Source organism: Microcoleus sp. AT3-D2, from assembly GCF_036705715.1.
In the GTDB taxonomy this organism is placed as follows: Bacteria; Cyanobacteriota; Cyanobacteriia; order Cyanobacteriales; family Microcoleaceae; genus Microcoleus.
The window spans coordinates 37234-53024 of the sequence record NZ_JAUBVE010000022.1; the positions used below are offsets into that span (position 1 = coordinate 37234).

The 15791-nt window shown below is 49.8% G+C and carries 7 protein-coding genes; 2 read left to right on the top strand and 5 right to left on the bottom strand.

Going from position 1 to position 15791, the window contains the following annotated elements:
• Positions 1-320: 320 nt before the first annotated feature.
• Positions 321-1544, bottom strand: a complete 1224-nt coding sequence (locus tag QUB44_RS12400; protein ID WP_333367428.1) for a PQQ-dependent sugar dehydrogenase — start codon at positions 1542-1544, stop codon at positions 321-323.
• A gap of 688 nt (positions 1545-2232) precedes the next feature.
• Between QUB44_RS12400 and QUB44_RS12405 the strand changes: the two genes are divergently transcribed.
• Together QUB44_RS12405 and QUB44_RS12410 are read left to right on the top strand one after the other, a co-directional pair.
• Positions 2233-3576: an amino acid permease gene (locus QUB44_RS12405; RefSeq protein ID WP_333367431.1), complete on the top strand. Its 1344-nt coding sequence runs from the start codon at positions 2233-2235 to the stop codon at positions 3574-3576.
• A gap of 25 nt (positions 3577-3601) precedes the next feature.
• On the top strand, positions 3602-4267 hold the full coding sequence (locus QUB44_RS12410) for a methyltransferase domain-containing protein (RefSeq protein WP_333367435.1): 666 nt from the start codon (positions 3602-3604) through the stop codon (positions 4265-4267).
• Between the two features lie 436 nt (positions 4268-4703).
• On the opposite strand, the gene QUB44_RS12415 is transcribed toward QUB44_RS12410, so the two are convergent.
• The 4 genes from QUB44_RS12415 to QUB44_RS12430 form a co-directional block, all read right to left on the bottom strand.
• Positions 4704-6014, bottom strand: coding sequence for a Rid family detoxifying hydrolase (locus QUB44_RS12415; RefSeq protein ID WP_333367438.1), 1311 nt, complete (start codon positions 6012-6014; stop codon positions 4704-4706).
• A 299-nt stretch (positions 6015-6313) separates the two neighbouring features.
• Positions 6314-11632, bottom strand: coding sequence for a response regulator (locus QUB44_RS12420; RefSeq protein ID WP_333367442.1), 5319 nt, complete (start codon positions 11630-11632; stop codon positions 6314-6316).
• Between the two features lie 51 nt (positions 11633-11683).
• Positions 11684-12502 (bottom strand): HNH endonuclease, encoded by an 819-nt coding sequence (locus QUB44_RS12425; RefSeq protein WP_333367446.1) that lies wholly within the window; start codon positions 12500-12502, stop codon positions 11684-11686.
• Positions 12503-12643: 141 nt separating this feature from the next.
• Positions 12644-15736, bottom strand: a complete 3093-nt coding sequence (locus tag QUB44_RS12430; protein WP_333367449.1) for a methyl-accepting chemotaxis protein — start codon at positions 15734-15736, stop codon at positions 12644-12646.
• Between the last annotated feature and the right edge of the window lie 55 nt (positions 15737-15791).

Genomic DNA, 15791 nt, shown 5'->3' on the forward strand with positions numbered 1-15791 from the left:
CAGTTGCAACATGATACTGTAACGAATAGCCCCCCCTTAAGCTAAATCAAAGTGTTCCTTGTCAACGTTCGTGAGGGGAACCTTTAGTTCAAATAACGCCCGCTCAACGGCATCCATCATCACCGGAGCCGCATAGACAAACTAATGCCGACTGCCCAGATGAAGAGGAATGTATTTTTCCAATAATGCTTGGTCATAAATGACTATACTTTGACTAGCTATCAACCAATGCCCGAAGGAAAATCCCACGAGCACCGTTTAAATCCCGATTCAATTTGAAGCCGAAAAGTGATCGGAAGGTGACAGGTTCAAAAACTGAGTCAGCGAGTAATGCGAAGAATCTTGTCCTGTTCTGGTGGGCAACTGCCGCGACCATCACAATTACTGGTGGTCACATACAATTCCCCATCGGGGCCCATAATCGCTTCTCTGAGCCGTCCCTGCTGCCCCTGCAAATACACTTCATGCTGCTGCACCTGACCCGATCGAGGATCAATGACAATTCGCTGCAATTGCTCTGCCCGCAATCCTGCAACGATGAGGTTGCCTTTCCATTCAGGAATCGCATTGCCTGTGTAGATGGCGGCTCCTCCGGGGGGTAATGCCTGCTGCCACACGATCGCAGGGGTTACTAATCCTTGCTGTGATTCACAGCGGTAGATAGTGGGCCAGCCCAAATTATCACCTGCCTGGGCAACACTTACTTTATCGTGTCCCGATCGCCCTAACTCGCCACTGGGGCCATGATCGCTGACCAATAGAGTCGATACATTCACCCAATCAAACCCCTGAGTATTGCGAATTCCCAGGATATAAACTGGATTTCCTGGGAAGGGATTATCAGCGGGTACCTGGCCATCAGGGGTGACGCGCAAAATCTTGCCTGCAAGACTTTTGACATTCTGAGAAAGGTTTGGATCTCTGGCGTCTCCGGTGCCAATATAAAGCATCCCATCGGGACCAAATCGAATCCGTCCGCCGTTGTGAAATTGAGCAACGGGAATATTGCCAACAATGGTGCGATCGCGGGTTGCACTCACCCCATCTTGGGACAACTGCCAGCGTTCCACACGATTCACTGGAGTGCCATTTTGGTTGGTCGTGAAATACACATAAAAGAATCGGTTATTGGCAAAATCGGGATGAGTGGCAATGCCCAGTAATCCACCTTCACCGCGATCGCTGACATTGATGGTGGCGATCGCTTGGGGGCGCAGCTTGCCATTTTGCACTAGCCGCACCCGTCCCGATCGTTCAGAAACAAGCAGATCGCGGTTTGGTAAGAAGGCAATCCCCCAGGGAACATCCAGCCCTGTCACCACTTCCTCCACCCGTACACTCACCTGCCCCTGCGGACCAAACCCGTCTTCCACCAATTTGCAACTGGCTGGCTGGGCCGTTTGATTAGTTTGTGCCTGTTGCGCTTCACTACTAATTTGGACAGAAGCCGGTGTTTCGCGCACCTGGGCCTGGGGAGAAGTGCAGCCAACTAGACCCATGATGCTCAACATTAACCCACTTTTAAGAATGTTTGTTCGTTTCATGCCTTTTTACCTACTAATTACTTTTGAGCTACGCTTCAATTGCCATCAATTTTTGTGAATCAAAGAAAACAGCTAACACCGCTGATCCACCTGTTCAAATCACTTTTTCTTGTAGACACGATCGATCGTCGTTTAATCACTTTTGAGCCACAAATTTGCCGACAATACCAAGCCCTGATCTAGCAATCCAGTGCTTCTAACCATTCAACAACATGATTGCTATTGTGCAAGATCGTGTAGAGTTGCTCATCTTGCAAAAGGCTGAGTCCCGTTTCTGGATTATCTGTACGGTTGTCTGATTGGCGATCGAAGCGCTCATGTATTGATTTCAGTAGTGACGCGGATGTGGTAGATGCTACCTCAACTGCAAGCAATGGTTCGTTCTGGTTTGATTATCCTGCAAACAATCGAAGCATGGGAGCCTGCTCTCAGTAATTAATTGGAAAAATGTGGGAATTGTCACCTTTGAGTCACATTTGCTGTGGACGCTAAGAGTAGACCTTGATTGTCTACCCTATCCTAAATAGGTTTTTGAGGATGAACAGTTCACGTTTCCAGCAACTCTTTTTAATTTCTGGTATCGCAGGAATTTTAATTATTCTGAGTGGGCGTCGGATTTTTGGGCAAAACGGAAATTGGTTTAAGCCTAGGTGTCGTTACAAATTTTACTCGTTGAGAAGCTAAAACTGTGGATAGATTAGAGAACACTGCACTGGTGGAACGTAACGAACCCCTAACAGGGACTCCAAAACCCTCTATTACTCTAATTGAAGCGATCGCCTTGATTGTCGGGCTAGTAATCGGCGCAGGCATTTTTGAAACCCCTGCTCTGGTCGCTGCTAATACCGGAACGGTTGGTGGTGTCATAGGAGTCTGGCTGATAGGCGGTGTTGTGTCATTGCTGGGGGCACTTTGCTACGCCGAATTGGCAACGACATATCCCCATGTCGGCGGCAACTACTACTACCTGAAACGGGCATTTGGGCAACCGATCGCAGTTTTATTTGCCTGGGCACGCATGACTGTGATTCAGACTGGATCGATCGCGCTGCTGGCATTTGTGTTTGGCGACTATGCCTCTCAGCTACTTCCACTAGGTGGCTACTCGCCTGCAATTTACGCAGCACTCGCCATCGCCTTGCTCACAATGCTGAATATCATTGGACTGCGCCAGAGTAAAAGCCTCCAGAACGGGCTAGCGGTGATACTCATTTTAGGCTTACTGCTGGTTATCGTGGTTGGTCTGGCATCCTCCCCTCCTGCCGTCCCCTCCCTTTCCTCGAATGCCTCTCGTACCTCTTCCTGGGGCTTAGCGCTGGTCTTCGTGTTGCTGTCCTATGGGGGTTGGAATGAAGCCGCTTACATTTCTGCCGAAATTCACAACCCGCAACGCAATATTGTGCGATCGTTCATCTGGAGTATTGGCATCATTACAGGACTTTATCTGCTGATTAATCTGGCATATCTGCGGGGATTGGGTATCGCAGGCATGGCTGACTCTCAAGCCGTTGCATCAGATTTACTGCGGCGAGTGCTGGGTGCACCAGGAGCCGCGTTTGTGAGTTTACTGGTTGTGACCGCCACGCTGGGGTCGATCAACGCCAGCATCTTTACGGGGGCACGCAGCAGCTTTGCTCTGGGGCAGGATAGGTCTGCGTTTCGCTGGTTGGGACGCTGGCATCCGCATCCGAGTTCACCGACAACCGCTTATTTATTGCAAGGTGCGATCGCCCTGACGCTGATTGGGCTGGGAACCTTCACCCGCAAAGGATTTGAAACAATGGTGGACTACACTGCGCCCATCTTCTGGTTTTTCTTTTTGATCAGCACCCTGTCCTTGATTGTTTTACGCATTCGAGAACCCGATCGACTTCGCCCGTTTAGCGTACCGCTTTACCCGATCATTCCTATAGTGTTCTGCGCCATTTGTGGCTATTTGCTCTATTCCAGTCTGGTCTATACAGGCATCGGCGCGATCGTAGGGGTCATCGTTGTTCTACTGGGTATTCCCTTTGCCCGTCATACTACATAGCAACTTTTTTTGGAGATTTACCATCATGCAACTCAAAACTATTAGGCAATCATTCTTTGTTGGCATTAGCATTCTCAGTTTTGCTGCGATCGGCTGTACCGAACAACGTAACTTTGAGACAGTGGCTCCAACTCCGGCTGCCACATCCCCAACTAATTCTGTTTCCGATCTGGCTCAAGCGACTCCTAGCCCCACAACAGAAGCTCCCACCCGTCAACCCGATGTCGTTTACGTTCCAACCCCTGTACCTGTTGTGGATGAAATGCTGCGGCTGGCCAACGTGCAATCCAATGACGTGGTTTATGACCTGGGTAGTGGCGACGGTAGGATTGTGATTGCAGCCGCTCAAAAGGTTGGCGCGCGGGGCATTGGTATTGACATCAACCCAGAACGCATTCGAGAAGCTAACGAGAATGCCAAAAAGGCTGGCGTGACCGATCGTGTCGAGTTTCGTCAGCAAGATTTATTCCAAACGGACTTCAGTGAGGCAACAGTTGTCACGCTTTACTTACTGCCAGAACTCAACGTAAAACTGCGTCCCAAATTACTCAGTGAATTAAAACCAGGTACGCGCATTGTGTCCCATGAATTCGATATGGGCGAGTGGAAACCTGAGCAGGTAGTAAAAGTGGACGGCAGAACAGTCTACTACTGGGTTGTACCTGAAACTCCTCCTGCTAATTTGAAATAGTGAGACTACGGCAGCTTGATGAGTCATACAGCGTATTCCAGCTTTATGAAGTACACCTCAGAAACCGGGTTTCTTTAGAGTTCTCGCATCATTACTGATTCTGTTGCTCGAAACCCGGTTGAGCGCGATCTACATCTACATGGAATATGCTGTATTTTTTCTTGTGGGATGGGCCTGAGAACCCATCCTAATTATTTTTGCAAGAGGTCTAATAAACTCTTGCTCCTTTCACATAAAAGGCGACTTAATCAAAGAGAAATAATTGAGTCAATCGATTTTAGATTTTAGATTTTAGATTTTAGATTTTAGATTTGAAGCATTGACCCCACGGATAAATCCGGGGGGCAAGTTTCATCGGATACAGGTTTTTTATTTCTGAACGGATGAATCCGGGGGCTTGTATCCTGGATGCTTTCGGTCAGCACACTAACTCACGTTAAATCACAGCAATGCAGTCAATTTCAACTAACACATCCTTCGGCAAACGCGAAACCTCCACACAAGCGCGCGCCGGTGCAGTTTCCGCATCAAAATATTTCGCATAAACCGCATTCACGGCGGCAAAATCATTCATATCTTTGAGGAAAACCGTAGTTTTTACCACATCCAACCAAGTAGCGCCGGCTTCTGTGAGAATGGCTTCGAGATTTGCCATGACTTGTTCGGTTTGTTTTGCCACGTCGTCGGTGTAGACGATATCGTTTAGTCTAATGTCGATCGCAATTTGACCAGCTACAAACAGCATAGTGCCCGTAGCGGCGATCGCTTGATTGTATGGGCCCACGGGTGCCGGTGCTTTGTCAGTACGAATAATTTTGCGCGTCATAGATATCACTTTTTGGGATAGTTTTTCCGAGGTTTCCGGCTGGTAGAGTTCTGCCTCAGAGGTTTCAGGCTGGTAGATTTCTCCATCGGGCATTATAGCATCAGTGAAGTCAGCATTTTTAATATTCCAGCCATAGGTTATTGCTCCTGTCAAGTCAGATCTTCTCAAATTTGCTTCATTTAGATTGGCCCTGCTCAAATTTGCCCACCTGAAATTTACTTTCTCTAGGTTGGCGCCTTGAAGACAGGCTTTTTTTAGCTTTGCACTTTGAAGACAGGCTTCTTTAATATCTACTTCAGCCAAATTTATGCCTGACAAATCAACTTTATACAGATTAGCTCTCTCGAGTTTAGAGCCTTGAAACTTTGCATTGTGGAGTGTTGCATCTGTCAGATTTGCCAGAGTCAAGTCTGCTTCAACCAAGTATGCTTCATCCATGTTAGCCTTGCTCAGATTGGCTCTATTTAGGCTTGCCCGATGTAAAGAAGCTACACTCATATCTGTGCTACTCAGATTTGCCCCACTCAAGTTTGCATTGTCTAGTCTGGTATAAATCAATTTAGCGCTAGTTAAGTTTGCTCCTGTTAAATTTGCCTTCTCTAGGTTGGCATTACTCACTATCGCATTACTAAAATTCGATCGACTCAAATCAGAACCTCTTAAATCAGCCCAGTTGAGATTCGCTGAGCCAGCAATGGCGCCACTTAAATTAGCACCTATCAGCGATGCTTTAGTGAGGTTTGTACTTTGAAGGTATGCACCTGTGAGAATTACCTCACTCAAATCTGCACCTGAAAGATTTGCATTGTCTAAGTTGATGCCACTCAAATCTGCACCTTTAAGGTTTTCTTCACTTAACTGTGCATTCTTAAATGCACGTTCGCCTTTAGCGTATCTTTCTAAAAGTTCTTCAGCTTTCATAAATAACCGATCGCCCTTCCGCTACACCCCACTTTCCCAGCCTACCACCAAAACCGAAAGCGCGATCTAAATCCGCATCAATCCATTTTCATCTGCGGTCAATCAACTCCCTTTTTCAACCGCAGATAAACACAGATAAACCCAGATAAATTATATCAAATTCGTCCTTCCTCGGAATCATCGCTCTCTCTGTTCTCTTTCTCTGCGTTCTCTGTGTCCTCTGCGGTTTAATCATTCCATTTTCATCTGCGGTTAAGAAATTACCATTTTTCAACCGCAGATAAAAGCAGATTTACAGATTACACACCAACCGGAGCACCAACAACCTCACCTTTCAACATCCGAGAAGCAGCATCAAGCAATTGCTCCTCCAAATAAGGCTTAGTGAAATAACCTTTCGCGCCCAAACTGTAAGCCATTTGGCGGTGTCTGTCAGCACCGCGAGAAGTTAGCATCGCGATCGGCAATTCACACAAAACAGCATCTTTCTGCATCCGAGAAAGTAGTTCCAAACCGTCCATTCTCGGCATCTCAATATCGCAGAAAACGATATCGCAAGGCAGACCAGATTTCATCTTTTCCCAAGCTTCCTTACCGTCGCGAGCTTCTTCCACACGATAGCCAGACTTCTCGAAAGTAATCGACAATAGCGATCGCACCGTAATCGAGTCATCGACAATCAGCACAGTCGGCTCAGTCTTCTCGATTTCCGCCTCCTTCGTGGCCCTCTCTGCCTCATCCCAAAGCGTACCGCCAGCGTCTTTCCGCAGCCTTCCGGTAGCCAAATCGATCAGCTCCAGAACGTCCGCAATCGCCACAATCCGACCGTCCCCGAGCACGGTGGCCCCAGCAATCCCGATCGGCTTCGGCACCGGCCCCTCCAACGGCTTGATCACAATTTCCTGTTCCGTCGAAACCTGATCCACCTGCACCGCCAAGAAATTGCCAGCAGACCGCAGCACGATCACCGAAATCATGTCATCGTCAGTATTAAACCCGTAAACACTGCCCCGTCCCAAATGGCGGTTGTAAGCCAGCAAATCCCGCAGCGGCCGGAACGGCAAGCTTTGACCCCGCCACTCAATGCAAGGCAAACCGTCCGCCCCCGTCGTCACCTGATCGCGAGGCACATCGATCATATCCTCGACCCCATCCATCGGGAAAGCAATGCGAGCTCGATCGCTAATGCAAGTCAGAGCCTTAGAAATGCTCAACACCAGAGGTAAACGGATGGTAAAGACAGTCCCCTTGCCGATGGTTGAATCGATCGACACAGTTCCCCGAATCTCCTGCAAGGAAGTCTGCACCACATTCATACCGACCCCCCGGCCTGCATACTCCGTCGCCTGTTCCTGAGTGCTGAAACCCGGCATAAACAGCAAATCGTAAACTTCCGAGCGAGACATCCTTTGAGCCTGAGCCGCCGTCAGCATACCCTGCTTAATCGCCTTCGCCTTCACCCTTTGCGGATCAATTCCCGCCCCGTCGTCAGAAACCGAAACCACCGTTTGATTCCCTTGGTGGAAAGCGCGAATCGTAATCCTGCCCACTGCAGGCTTCCCAGCCGCCAGACGCACCTCCGGCGCTTCGATCCCGTGAGTAATGGCATTGTTCACCAAATGAGTCATCGGGTCATACAGTTGATCCACAATCATCTTGTCGATCAAAATCTCCTTACCCTCAACCTGCAACTGAGCCTGCTTCCCGCACTTAATCGCAATTTCGCGCACCGCCCGGAACAGCCTGTCCGTCGTCTCCGCAAACGGCTTCATCCGGGCGCGAGTCAAACCTTCTTGCAGTTGAGTCGTAACTTGTCGCAGTTGGCGAGTTACCTGATCCGCCTCATCCACCAAAAACTCAATGTCCGCCGCCGACTCCCGCACCCGCACGATCAGCTCAATAATCTCCTGAGCCAAACTGTGGAAAGGAGTAAACCTGTCCATTTCCTCCGGTCTCCAGGCACTTTCGCGCGTGTGGGCCGAATCCTCAGAGCGCCAGGCCGATCGGTGTCCCTGACGGTTTGCCAGCAAAGCAATCTCCAAAAGACTCCGCTCGTAGAAATCCTGAGTCCGCTGGCTCACATCGCTCAGCAGCGCTACCTGGTGCAGCAAATTGTCCAAAAACTGCCGCATCCGTTCTTGGTCTTGCTCCAAACTGTTGCGGTTTACCACCAGTTCCCCCATCAAATTGCTGAGGTTATCCAGTTGCTTGATCGGCACCCGCATCGTCTGGTCGCCGAACCCGCCCGCGCGCATATTGCGCCTGGGTCTGTTGATCGCCGACGGCCCCATATTGCCTTCCCCTTGGCGACCACTATCCTTGGGATCTTCGAGCAGTTTTTCCAAATCGCCAAATTCGTCGTCGCTCTCCTCGGCTGCAGAGCGCGGAGCTTTACTGCCAGTTGTCGCCGGTAGCCCGTGAATTTCCGGCATAGTTGCGCTCTCGCTGAGGAGCTCTTCGAGATCCGAGAAAACTTCTGTATTTACCGGACTCTGATTTGTGCTCCCAGAAGCTGCTATGACAGCTCCAGCACCGCCTGCAATTAACAGTGCTTCTAAATCGTCAAAATTGCCTTCGGCATCATCCTCATCGCCTGATTCGCCCTCGGCAAAAAAGTCTGCCAGCGATCCCTCTTCCAACTCCGAGGAATCGGCCTCGGCCGACTCGTCCTCAGCGTCCCAAAAGCCCGTCGTCAGTTCCGAAGTCACCAAAACCTCAGCATCGATCGAATCCAACAAATCATCAAAACCCTCCAACTCTGCGTTGTTGAGAGTAGCCCCGGTTTCCATCGCCGAGAGCAAGTCAGCATCGCCCTCAAACATACCATCGAGAGATTCTGCAGGCAGCGGCTCTAAATCCACACTCGAAAAATCAGTTTCCAAAGCATCAAACAAATCATCTTCGCCTTCATACTCCCCGGCGACATCTGTTTCGGCTCGATCGAACAAATCAGCACTCGCCCCGCCTGCCCAACCCTCGGCAGGTTGGGCAGACAACTCCTTCACATCCACAGCAGCGCCGTCATCTGGCGCCGCTCCAGCATCGCCTGGGTGCACCATGCCTTCGGCAAACATATCCTCCAAGAAATCGAAAGCTGCGCCCTCATCAGATTCGACATTTGAAATTTCCGACTCAGGACGATCGTCCGACAAAGCCCCAAGTTCAACCTCTGCCGAATTTGTCAAGTCTTGGTCGGAAACAGCGGCACCATTGTTCTCGAACAAACTCCCCAAGTCGCCCTCCTCAACTCCCACATCCGCACTCAGCAATTCTGAATCCCCATCATTGGGCCAACTCCCACGGGCTTGCCCCGAAGCTTCTCCGTCATACTCAGTACCAGTAGGTACAGAACCGAACAGCTCAGTCAAATCTGCCGCTTCTCGGGAAGTAGCCGCTCCTTGCCGATCCCGCACAGTCTGTTCATCCTCAGAAATCGCGTCCGAGGTCATATCCCCAAACAGCGCATCTAAATCTGTATCCTCCACTTCCAGGTTGAGCGATTGCACAGACTCGTCTTCCATGCCGAAAGCATCTTCTAGCCAGTTTTCATCCGCAGAGATATCTAAATCAGAATTTGATGTCATGTTAAGAACGTTGCCCATTTCCTCATTTTGTGGGATGTTTGCAGCTTGATCTCGATCGCCCCCGTTCTCCCCACCTTCGTCTTCTGAAGAAAGGAAATTAGAAGTAATCCCCAACAGCTCGCTCAAATCCGAATCCTCGCCAAGCTCAGAGAGCAACTCGAAATCATCCATTTCAGGCAGAGCAAGCGCTTCAGCATCCGCTGAATCATTGCCAACCCCTGCTGCAGGCTCCTTCGATCCTGCGTCGAAACCCTCCGATTTCAGGGAATACTCCGAAGAGACTGCCGGCCCACCCGTTGCCTCAGATAAGCCTAAATCGCCGAACAAGTTATCGAAATCAGCATTGTCCGTAACACCAGCAGAAGTTTGGGCAGCCACTTCGTCCAAAAGCGTACCGAGAGCATCTTCGTCCGCTTGTCCCCTGCCTGGGGCAACCTTGTCCTCTCGCCGCTCCAAAGCCCCCTTACCCTTACCCGTTTTAAGTTGTTTGCGAGTTAACCGCTGACTCGAACCCGCATTTTTCTGACCGGCAGCTACTGCCGAGCCCTCTGCCTCCTCTCCAAACAGCAAATCCTCTCCAAACAAACTCGTCAGGTCGTCAATCGGAGGTGTCGTGTTCGTTTCGGAACTTTCCGCATCGTATTCGTCAAACAACAAATCAGTAAAATCGCCGGAATTGTCGTCGTCTAAACCCAGCATTCCCGCCGCCGATATCCCAGAAGACTGTGCGTAGTCGAGGTCTTCTTCTTCTTCTTCCCAAGCGCCGTCGAGTTCCGGGGACTCGCCGTCAAACAAGTCAGCTAAGGTGTTTAGTTCTGCAGCGCCCACTTCCGGGCCGGTGCGGGTCGAGCCTCTAAAAGCACCCGTCTCCATATCCGATTCTGCGAAGGCGGAATCTTCGTCGAACTGGGACGATCTAATGCCACTGTCATCGTTGCTGTCGCCGCTGTCGAGTTGGTCGAACAGCTCGTCTATACTCAGCCCAGAAATAGTCGGCAGCAACTTGTTCAATCCATCCGGGGCATCGCCCGAACCCACCAGATCCCAGGCCTCATCCTCAACAGAAACCACATTTTTCCCGGATTTACTCGGTTGAGCAAAGGCCAGCAAATCTTCAAAATCTGTTTCTGGAACCAGAACAGCCGGCTGCAGCGCCAGAAGTTTTGCGCTTGGTGCGATCGACGATTCTAGACCAGAAATTACCAGTTCTTGCGCTTGTTTGATGTCTCTTATGATTATTGCGGCTAAGGTACGGTAGCTATTTTCTGGGTTGGCGATCGCCTTGGATACAGCTTGGATCAATTCTATCCAGCAGGGCAGTTCAAATTCTTCCCCTGCCCTGAGCAAGTTCCGACAAATATTCTTGAGTTGTCGCCTGCTTTCTGGGCCTTCGGGCTGTTTGAACTCTTGCAGGAGTTCCCGCATCCTCGCCGGCACGTCTGAGTCAAATACTAGCAGCAGCGCGCTGTCTTCTGTTTCTCTGACATCAGGTGCGTAAACTGACCGCGAATCTGGAAAACTCTTTGATGAGGCAAAGGCCCCGACTCCCACCCCCGCCATAACTTGTTCGGGTACTGGCATCGCGTAGCTCTCGTCTGCATGGTGTTCTCCGTGTCCAACGAGTCCCCCCAAGTGTCCGTTGAGTTCTTCAAATACTGGTTCTAATTCTCGAACCATCTGTTCTCCCAATTCCTCTGTCAGTCCAAAAGGCCCCGACAGTTGCTCTAACAGCCCTTGCAATGTGTCAAAAATTCGCAGAAACAGGGACTCTAGCTGTTGGTCTACTTTAACGCTGCACTCTTTTAAAACTTTAAAACTATCTTCTAGTCGGTGAGCTGTTTGCTGAATGCTCGTCAGCCCCAGCATTGCTGCTCCTCCTTTGACAGAGTGAGCGGCCCTAAATACTTCGTTGACCAGTTCTGGGTCTTCGATCGTGGTTTGCAGATTCAGCAAGCCTTGTTCGATCGTATTGAGGTGGTCTTTTGCCTCCTCAATAAAGTAGCCCATTATCCTCTGTTGTTGCTCCGGCAGCATAGTTTTATTCCTGATTTTAAGCGTTATTGTATTGGGTCTATGTTAGTAGTTCTAGAGAATGTCTCTGTAGATCTCGCCCCTTGCCAAGAGAATAATCTGACTGTGAGATATGGCAAATGTCCTGGCTATTTTTCTTTTCGATATGCCCTCACCTAAAAGATAGCGAATCTCCCGCACCTGTTCGGGTTTTAGTTTGCGGTTAGGGCAGATATTGCCAGGAACGAAAGGAAAGCGGTTTTTTTCTATAGAATCGCGGGAGTTATCGGCGGGAGTTCCTTCCCACAAATGGTCAGGATTGACACAACCGCGATCGTCGCAACTGTGACAAGCAAAATAACCTGATTTTACAGGTCGTCCCAGTTTGTGTTCCAGTACCAGTCTGTGAGCGTAGAAACTTTTTGTTTTGCCATTAATTTTAGTACCCTTAATGGCGTAACCATCACTTCTTTTAGCCAAGGTACAAATCATGCAGCCGTTCGGCTGTATTTCAGCGCGAATACCGGGAATTATTTCTCTGCCTACCAGTTGTTTTTGAGGTGTCGGGGCCGATGTACTTCCTACATCCTTAATACGTCCTTTTTTAAACCTGTCTTGAGAATTTTCCAGTCGAGAACCTTCCCATAAATGGTTAGGATTGATGCAGTTGCGGACATCGCAACTGTGGCAAGCAAAGTATTCCGGTCTAATCGGACGACCTAATATATTTTCTAATACTAAACGGTGGACTGTAAACGTTTTCCATTCACCGTTAATGCGAAGTCTTTTGTTCGCATAGCCGCTGCTAGATTTTGTTAGGGTAGAGATAATACAGCCCGTCGGCTGAATCTCACCAAATATGCCAGGAATTACCTCTACTATGTTATCGTTCATCTGTACAACTCCTAGTTTATTTAGGTGCTGGATTGGCATCCCCGCAGCGGTTTCAAGACTGCGAGGTTGCTTTTTATCTATCATTGTTGCCACACTAATGTGCTTGTAAGTCAGCAAGTAAAAAAAGCATTAAACAATCAATTATTGTCTTTCTGCTGTTTCTACTCGGAACCTTTCCACCGATGTCAAAAGGTCGCGAGCAACACCTACCAAATTTTGCAAAGCACCGGAAACTCGCTGCGCTTCTTGGGATGTTTCCTGAGCAGTTAGCTCGACTGCTTGCATCACACTGGCGACCGAGCGAGCTGTTTCATTCTGCTCCACAGTGTCCGCAGTAATCGATCGCACCAGCACGTCAATTCGATTAGTAACTTGAATGATATCTTCAAGCGATCGCTTCGCCTGTTCTGCCAATCTTGTCCCCTCAATCACCTGCTGCGTACCTTCTTCCATCGCCGTCATTACCGCGCCGGTTTCGCTTTGAATTTGCATCACGATCTGTTCGATTTCTTTCAAAGACTTAGCCGATCGATCTGCCAACTGTCGCACCTCGTCTGCCACGATCGCAAAACCCCGGCCCGCTTCCCCAGCTCTCGCCGCCTCAATACTGGCGTTGAGGGCCAACAAATTCGTCCGGGAGGCGATCGTCGCAATTAAAGCCACAATCTTAGAAATTTCTTGAGAAGCTTCCGCCAACCTCTTGACTTTTCTCGTGGTTTCTGCTACGGTTTCTCGAATTTCCAAAATCCCGGCCACCGTCCGCTCCACAGCCTCGCCTCCTTTCAGAGCCGTTGCCGCCGCACCCCGGGCCACTTCTTCTGCCTCTCTAGCGCTCTCTGCGACCCGCTGAATCGCGTCGGTGAGGACTTGCACCGAATTCAGCGTTGCCGCCAGTTCCTCAGCTTGTCGCAGCGCGTCTGAAGACAAATCGCCCGCAAACTTGGCACTATCTGTAGCGCCTTTGCTAACCTCCCGAGCCGCCTGCTTCACCTGATGGACGATTTCGCGCAGATTTTGAATTGTCAAGTTAAACGAGTCAGCAACAGCACCCAAAACGTCTGCAGTCACTTCCGCAGTCACCGTCAAGTCACCCCGGGCCGCTCCTTCCACGTCGTCTAGCAAGCGAATCACTTGGCGCTGCAAGTCTTCTTTTGCCTGTTCCTGCTCGTCAGACTTGCGCCTGGTATCGCTAATCGTGGTTTGGATGACCTTCGCCATGTGGTTGAATTTAGCAGCCATTTTGCCAAATTCATCTTCCGAGTAAACCGTAGCTCGAGCATCCAAAGTTCCTTGAGATACGGCATCGAACTGAGCTTGCAAATTATCCGACGACTTGCGTACCTGCTTGGCGATCAACTGGCCGATGCCCCAAGAAGTTAAAAAGCTCGTAAAGCCTGCTGCTGCGGTCATTACCCAGCCTGTTTGGCGCAGGTAAACGATCGCCTCCGGTTTGTCTTGCCGCAGAGCTTGATAGGAGGCAATGTTGGTGACGAAAGCCACAGCTACCAGAGAAACCAGTCCCGCCCCGATTGCCGTGTACAACTGTTTTGTAAACAAAGGGGCATTTTCCAAGAAAGCCAGTCCCCCCTGTTCTACTGTTACCGAAGTATCGAGCGCTTCTGTTTCGCTGGGAGAAAAAGTCGGCACCGACGCATCAGCCGGGCCGTTTATGCTAAATATCTCGTCATCCCGAATTGCTGAGCCATCGCTGTTGTCAAAGTCCAGGCTGCTGCCCGTCGTTCCCATCATGCCGCTGGTCGAGTTGCCGAAATTGGTGTTACCTCTAGTCAGGATCGAACTGGTGGCATCTTCTGAGATATCAAAGTCCGGCAAATTGCCCAAATCGTCAAACTCGTCAAATTCGTCTAAAAAGTCGCTGTGTTCTTGAGCGTTCCCAGTTTTTGACGACCAGGCGCTGCTGTTCTTGTCGGACGCTCCGAAAGCTGTCGCTTGTTCGTTTTCGTCGAAAGAGAAAGAATCGCTAAAAGCATCATCATCAAAAGCATCTAACTCGAAGTTGTCTCTAGAGCCAAATGCCGGGGGTTCCGAGTCGCTGTAACCGTTGCTGTTGGCGGAAGATCGATCGACTGAATTAAATTGTCCCCGGCTCGACCTTTGACTTTGAGAGTTAGGGACTGCACCTCCCATCAACAGCGTTTCGTCTTCCGCCAGCGAATAGTTTGACGAGTAGTCCGACCCGTTATTCGGCTGTTTGTTTTGAGTTCGAGAAGACCCGAAACCCGACGAGGGCATCGCCTCAGCAAAGGGGTCTTCCTCTTCTGCCAGAGGTGCGTTATGACCGTAATTTTGGCCACTCTGGGGCGGGGATTGGTAGTCGTAGTCGGAGTTATCGTCAAATTCGTCTGGCAAATCGAGCGCAGCAAAAGGTTCGCCAAAATTGTCCGAGGGCCCGATGGGGGAGTCTAGTTGGTTCGAGTCGAAGGAATTCCCGGTTTCTGAAGAGGTAAAACTTTGACCGTTGAGCATCTGAGTCGGAGCTTCTGAAAACGAATCTCCTGAGTAAGGTGCGCTTGAACCAGACAGTTTGCTGCTAGACAAGTCAGCAGCATCAAACCCTCCATCATCTAAGGCAAAAGGGTCTCCAAAGTCCGAGTCTGCAAACTCGTCTATGTCTAGCGAGTCGGAGTTGTCAGCATAAGCTGCCATTCCGCCGCTGTCGCCACCAAAGGGGTTAGAATGTGAGGCTAAATCTGGGACTGAGCCTGCGCCATCGTCGTCTTCTGCTTCCCACCCCAAGCCACTCATGCCCAAGTCGGCTAAGTCCTCGTTTTCCATGTCGTCTGGAGATTGACTTCTATAGGAAAGGGATGAGGAATTTCCTTGGAAAAGTCCCAAATCCGGGTCTTCTAACCCTTCATCGAGAGATAAGTCTGGATAGAATTCTAATTCAGTTTCAGCAGACAAAGCCTCGAAATTTTCCGTTTGTAGTTCTCCAGATAAAAATTGGTCAGTGTAGGTAATTCCGTTGTGAGCGTGTTCCACCAAACTCGGGTCGTCACTCAGGCCTAGCACAACCGTGTACTGTTCCCGCGCCACCTCATACTGTTGCAGTCCGTAGCAGTAAATGTGTCCGCACAGCAGGCGAGCGCTGGGGTCTTCGGGAAAATCTTCTACTAATTGATAAACTAGGGCTGCGGCTTCTGAATAATTGCCATCCATGTAGGCCGCTTCTGCCCGTTGGTAGTCCTGCTGAAAGTTGGTACTTGTTGCCATTTGCCGCCCTCTTTGGATTTTAGATTTTAGATTTGAGATTTTTGATTTTTATCTT

Bases quoted from the DNA above. Each gene is read 5' to 3' on its own strand.
- QUB44_RS12400 (WP_333367428.1), bottom strand. From the start codon at position 1,544: ATGAAACGAACAAACATTCTTAAAAGTGGGTTAATGTTGAGCATCATG.
- QUB44_RS12410 (WP_333367435.1), top strand. From the start codon at position 3,602: ATGCAACTCAAAACTATTAGGCAATCATTCTTTGTTGGCATTAGCATT.
- QUB44_RS12415 (WP_333367438.1), bottom strand. From the start codon at position 6,014: ATGAAAGCTGAAGAACTTTTAGAAAGATACGCTAAAGGCGAACGTGCA.
- QUB44_RS12420 (WP_333367442.1), bottom strand. From the start codon at position 11,632: ATGCTGCCGGAGCAACAACAGAGGATAATGGGCTACTTTATTGAGGAG.
- QUB44_RS12425 (WP_333367446.1), bottom strand. From the start codon at position 12,502: ATGAACGATAACATAGTAGAGGTAATTCCTGGCATATTTGGTGAGATT.
- QUB44_RS12430 (WP_333367449.1), bottom strand. From the start codon at position 15,736: ATGGCAACAAGTACCAACTTTCAGCAGGACTACCAACGGGCAGAAGCG.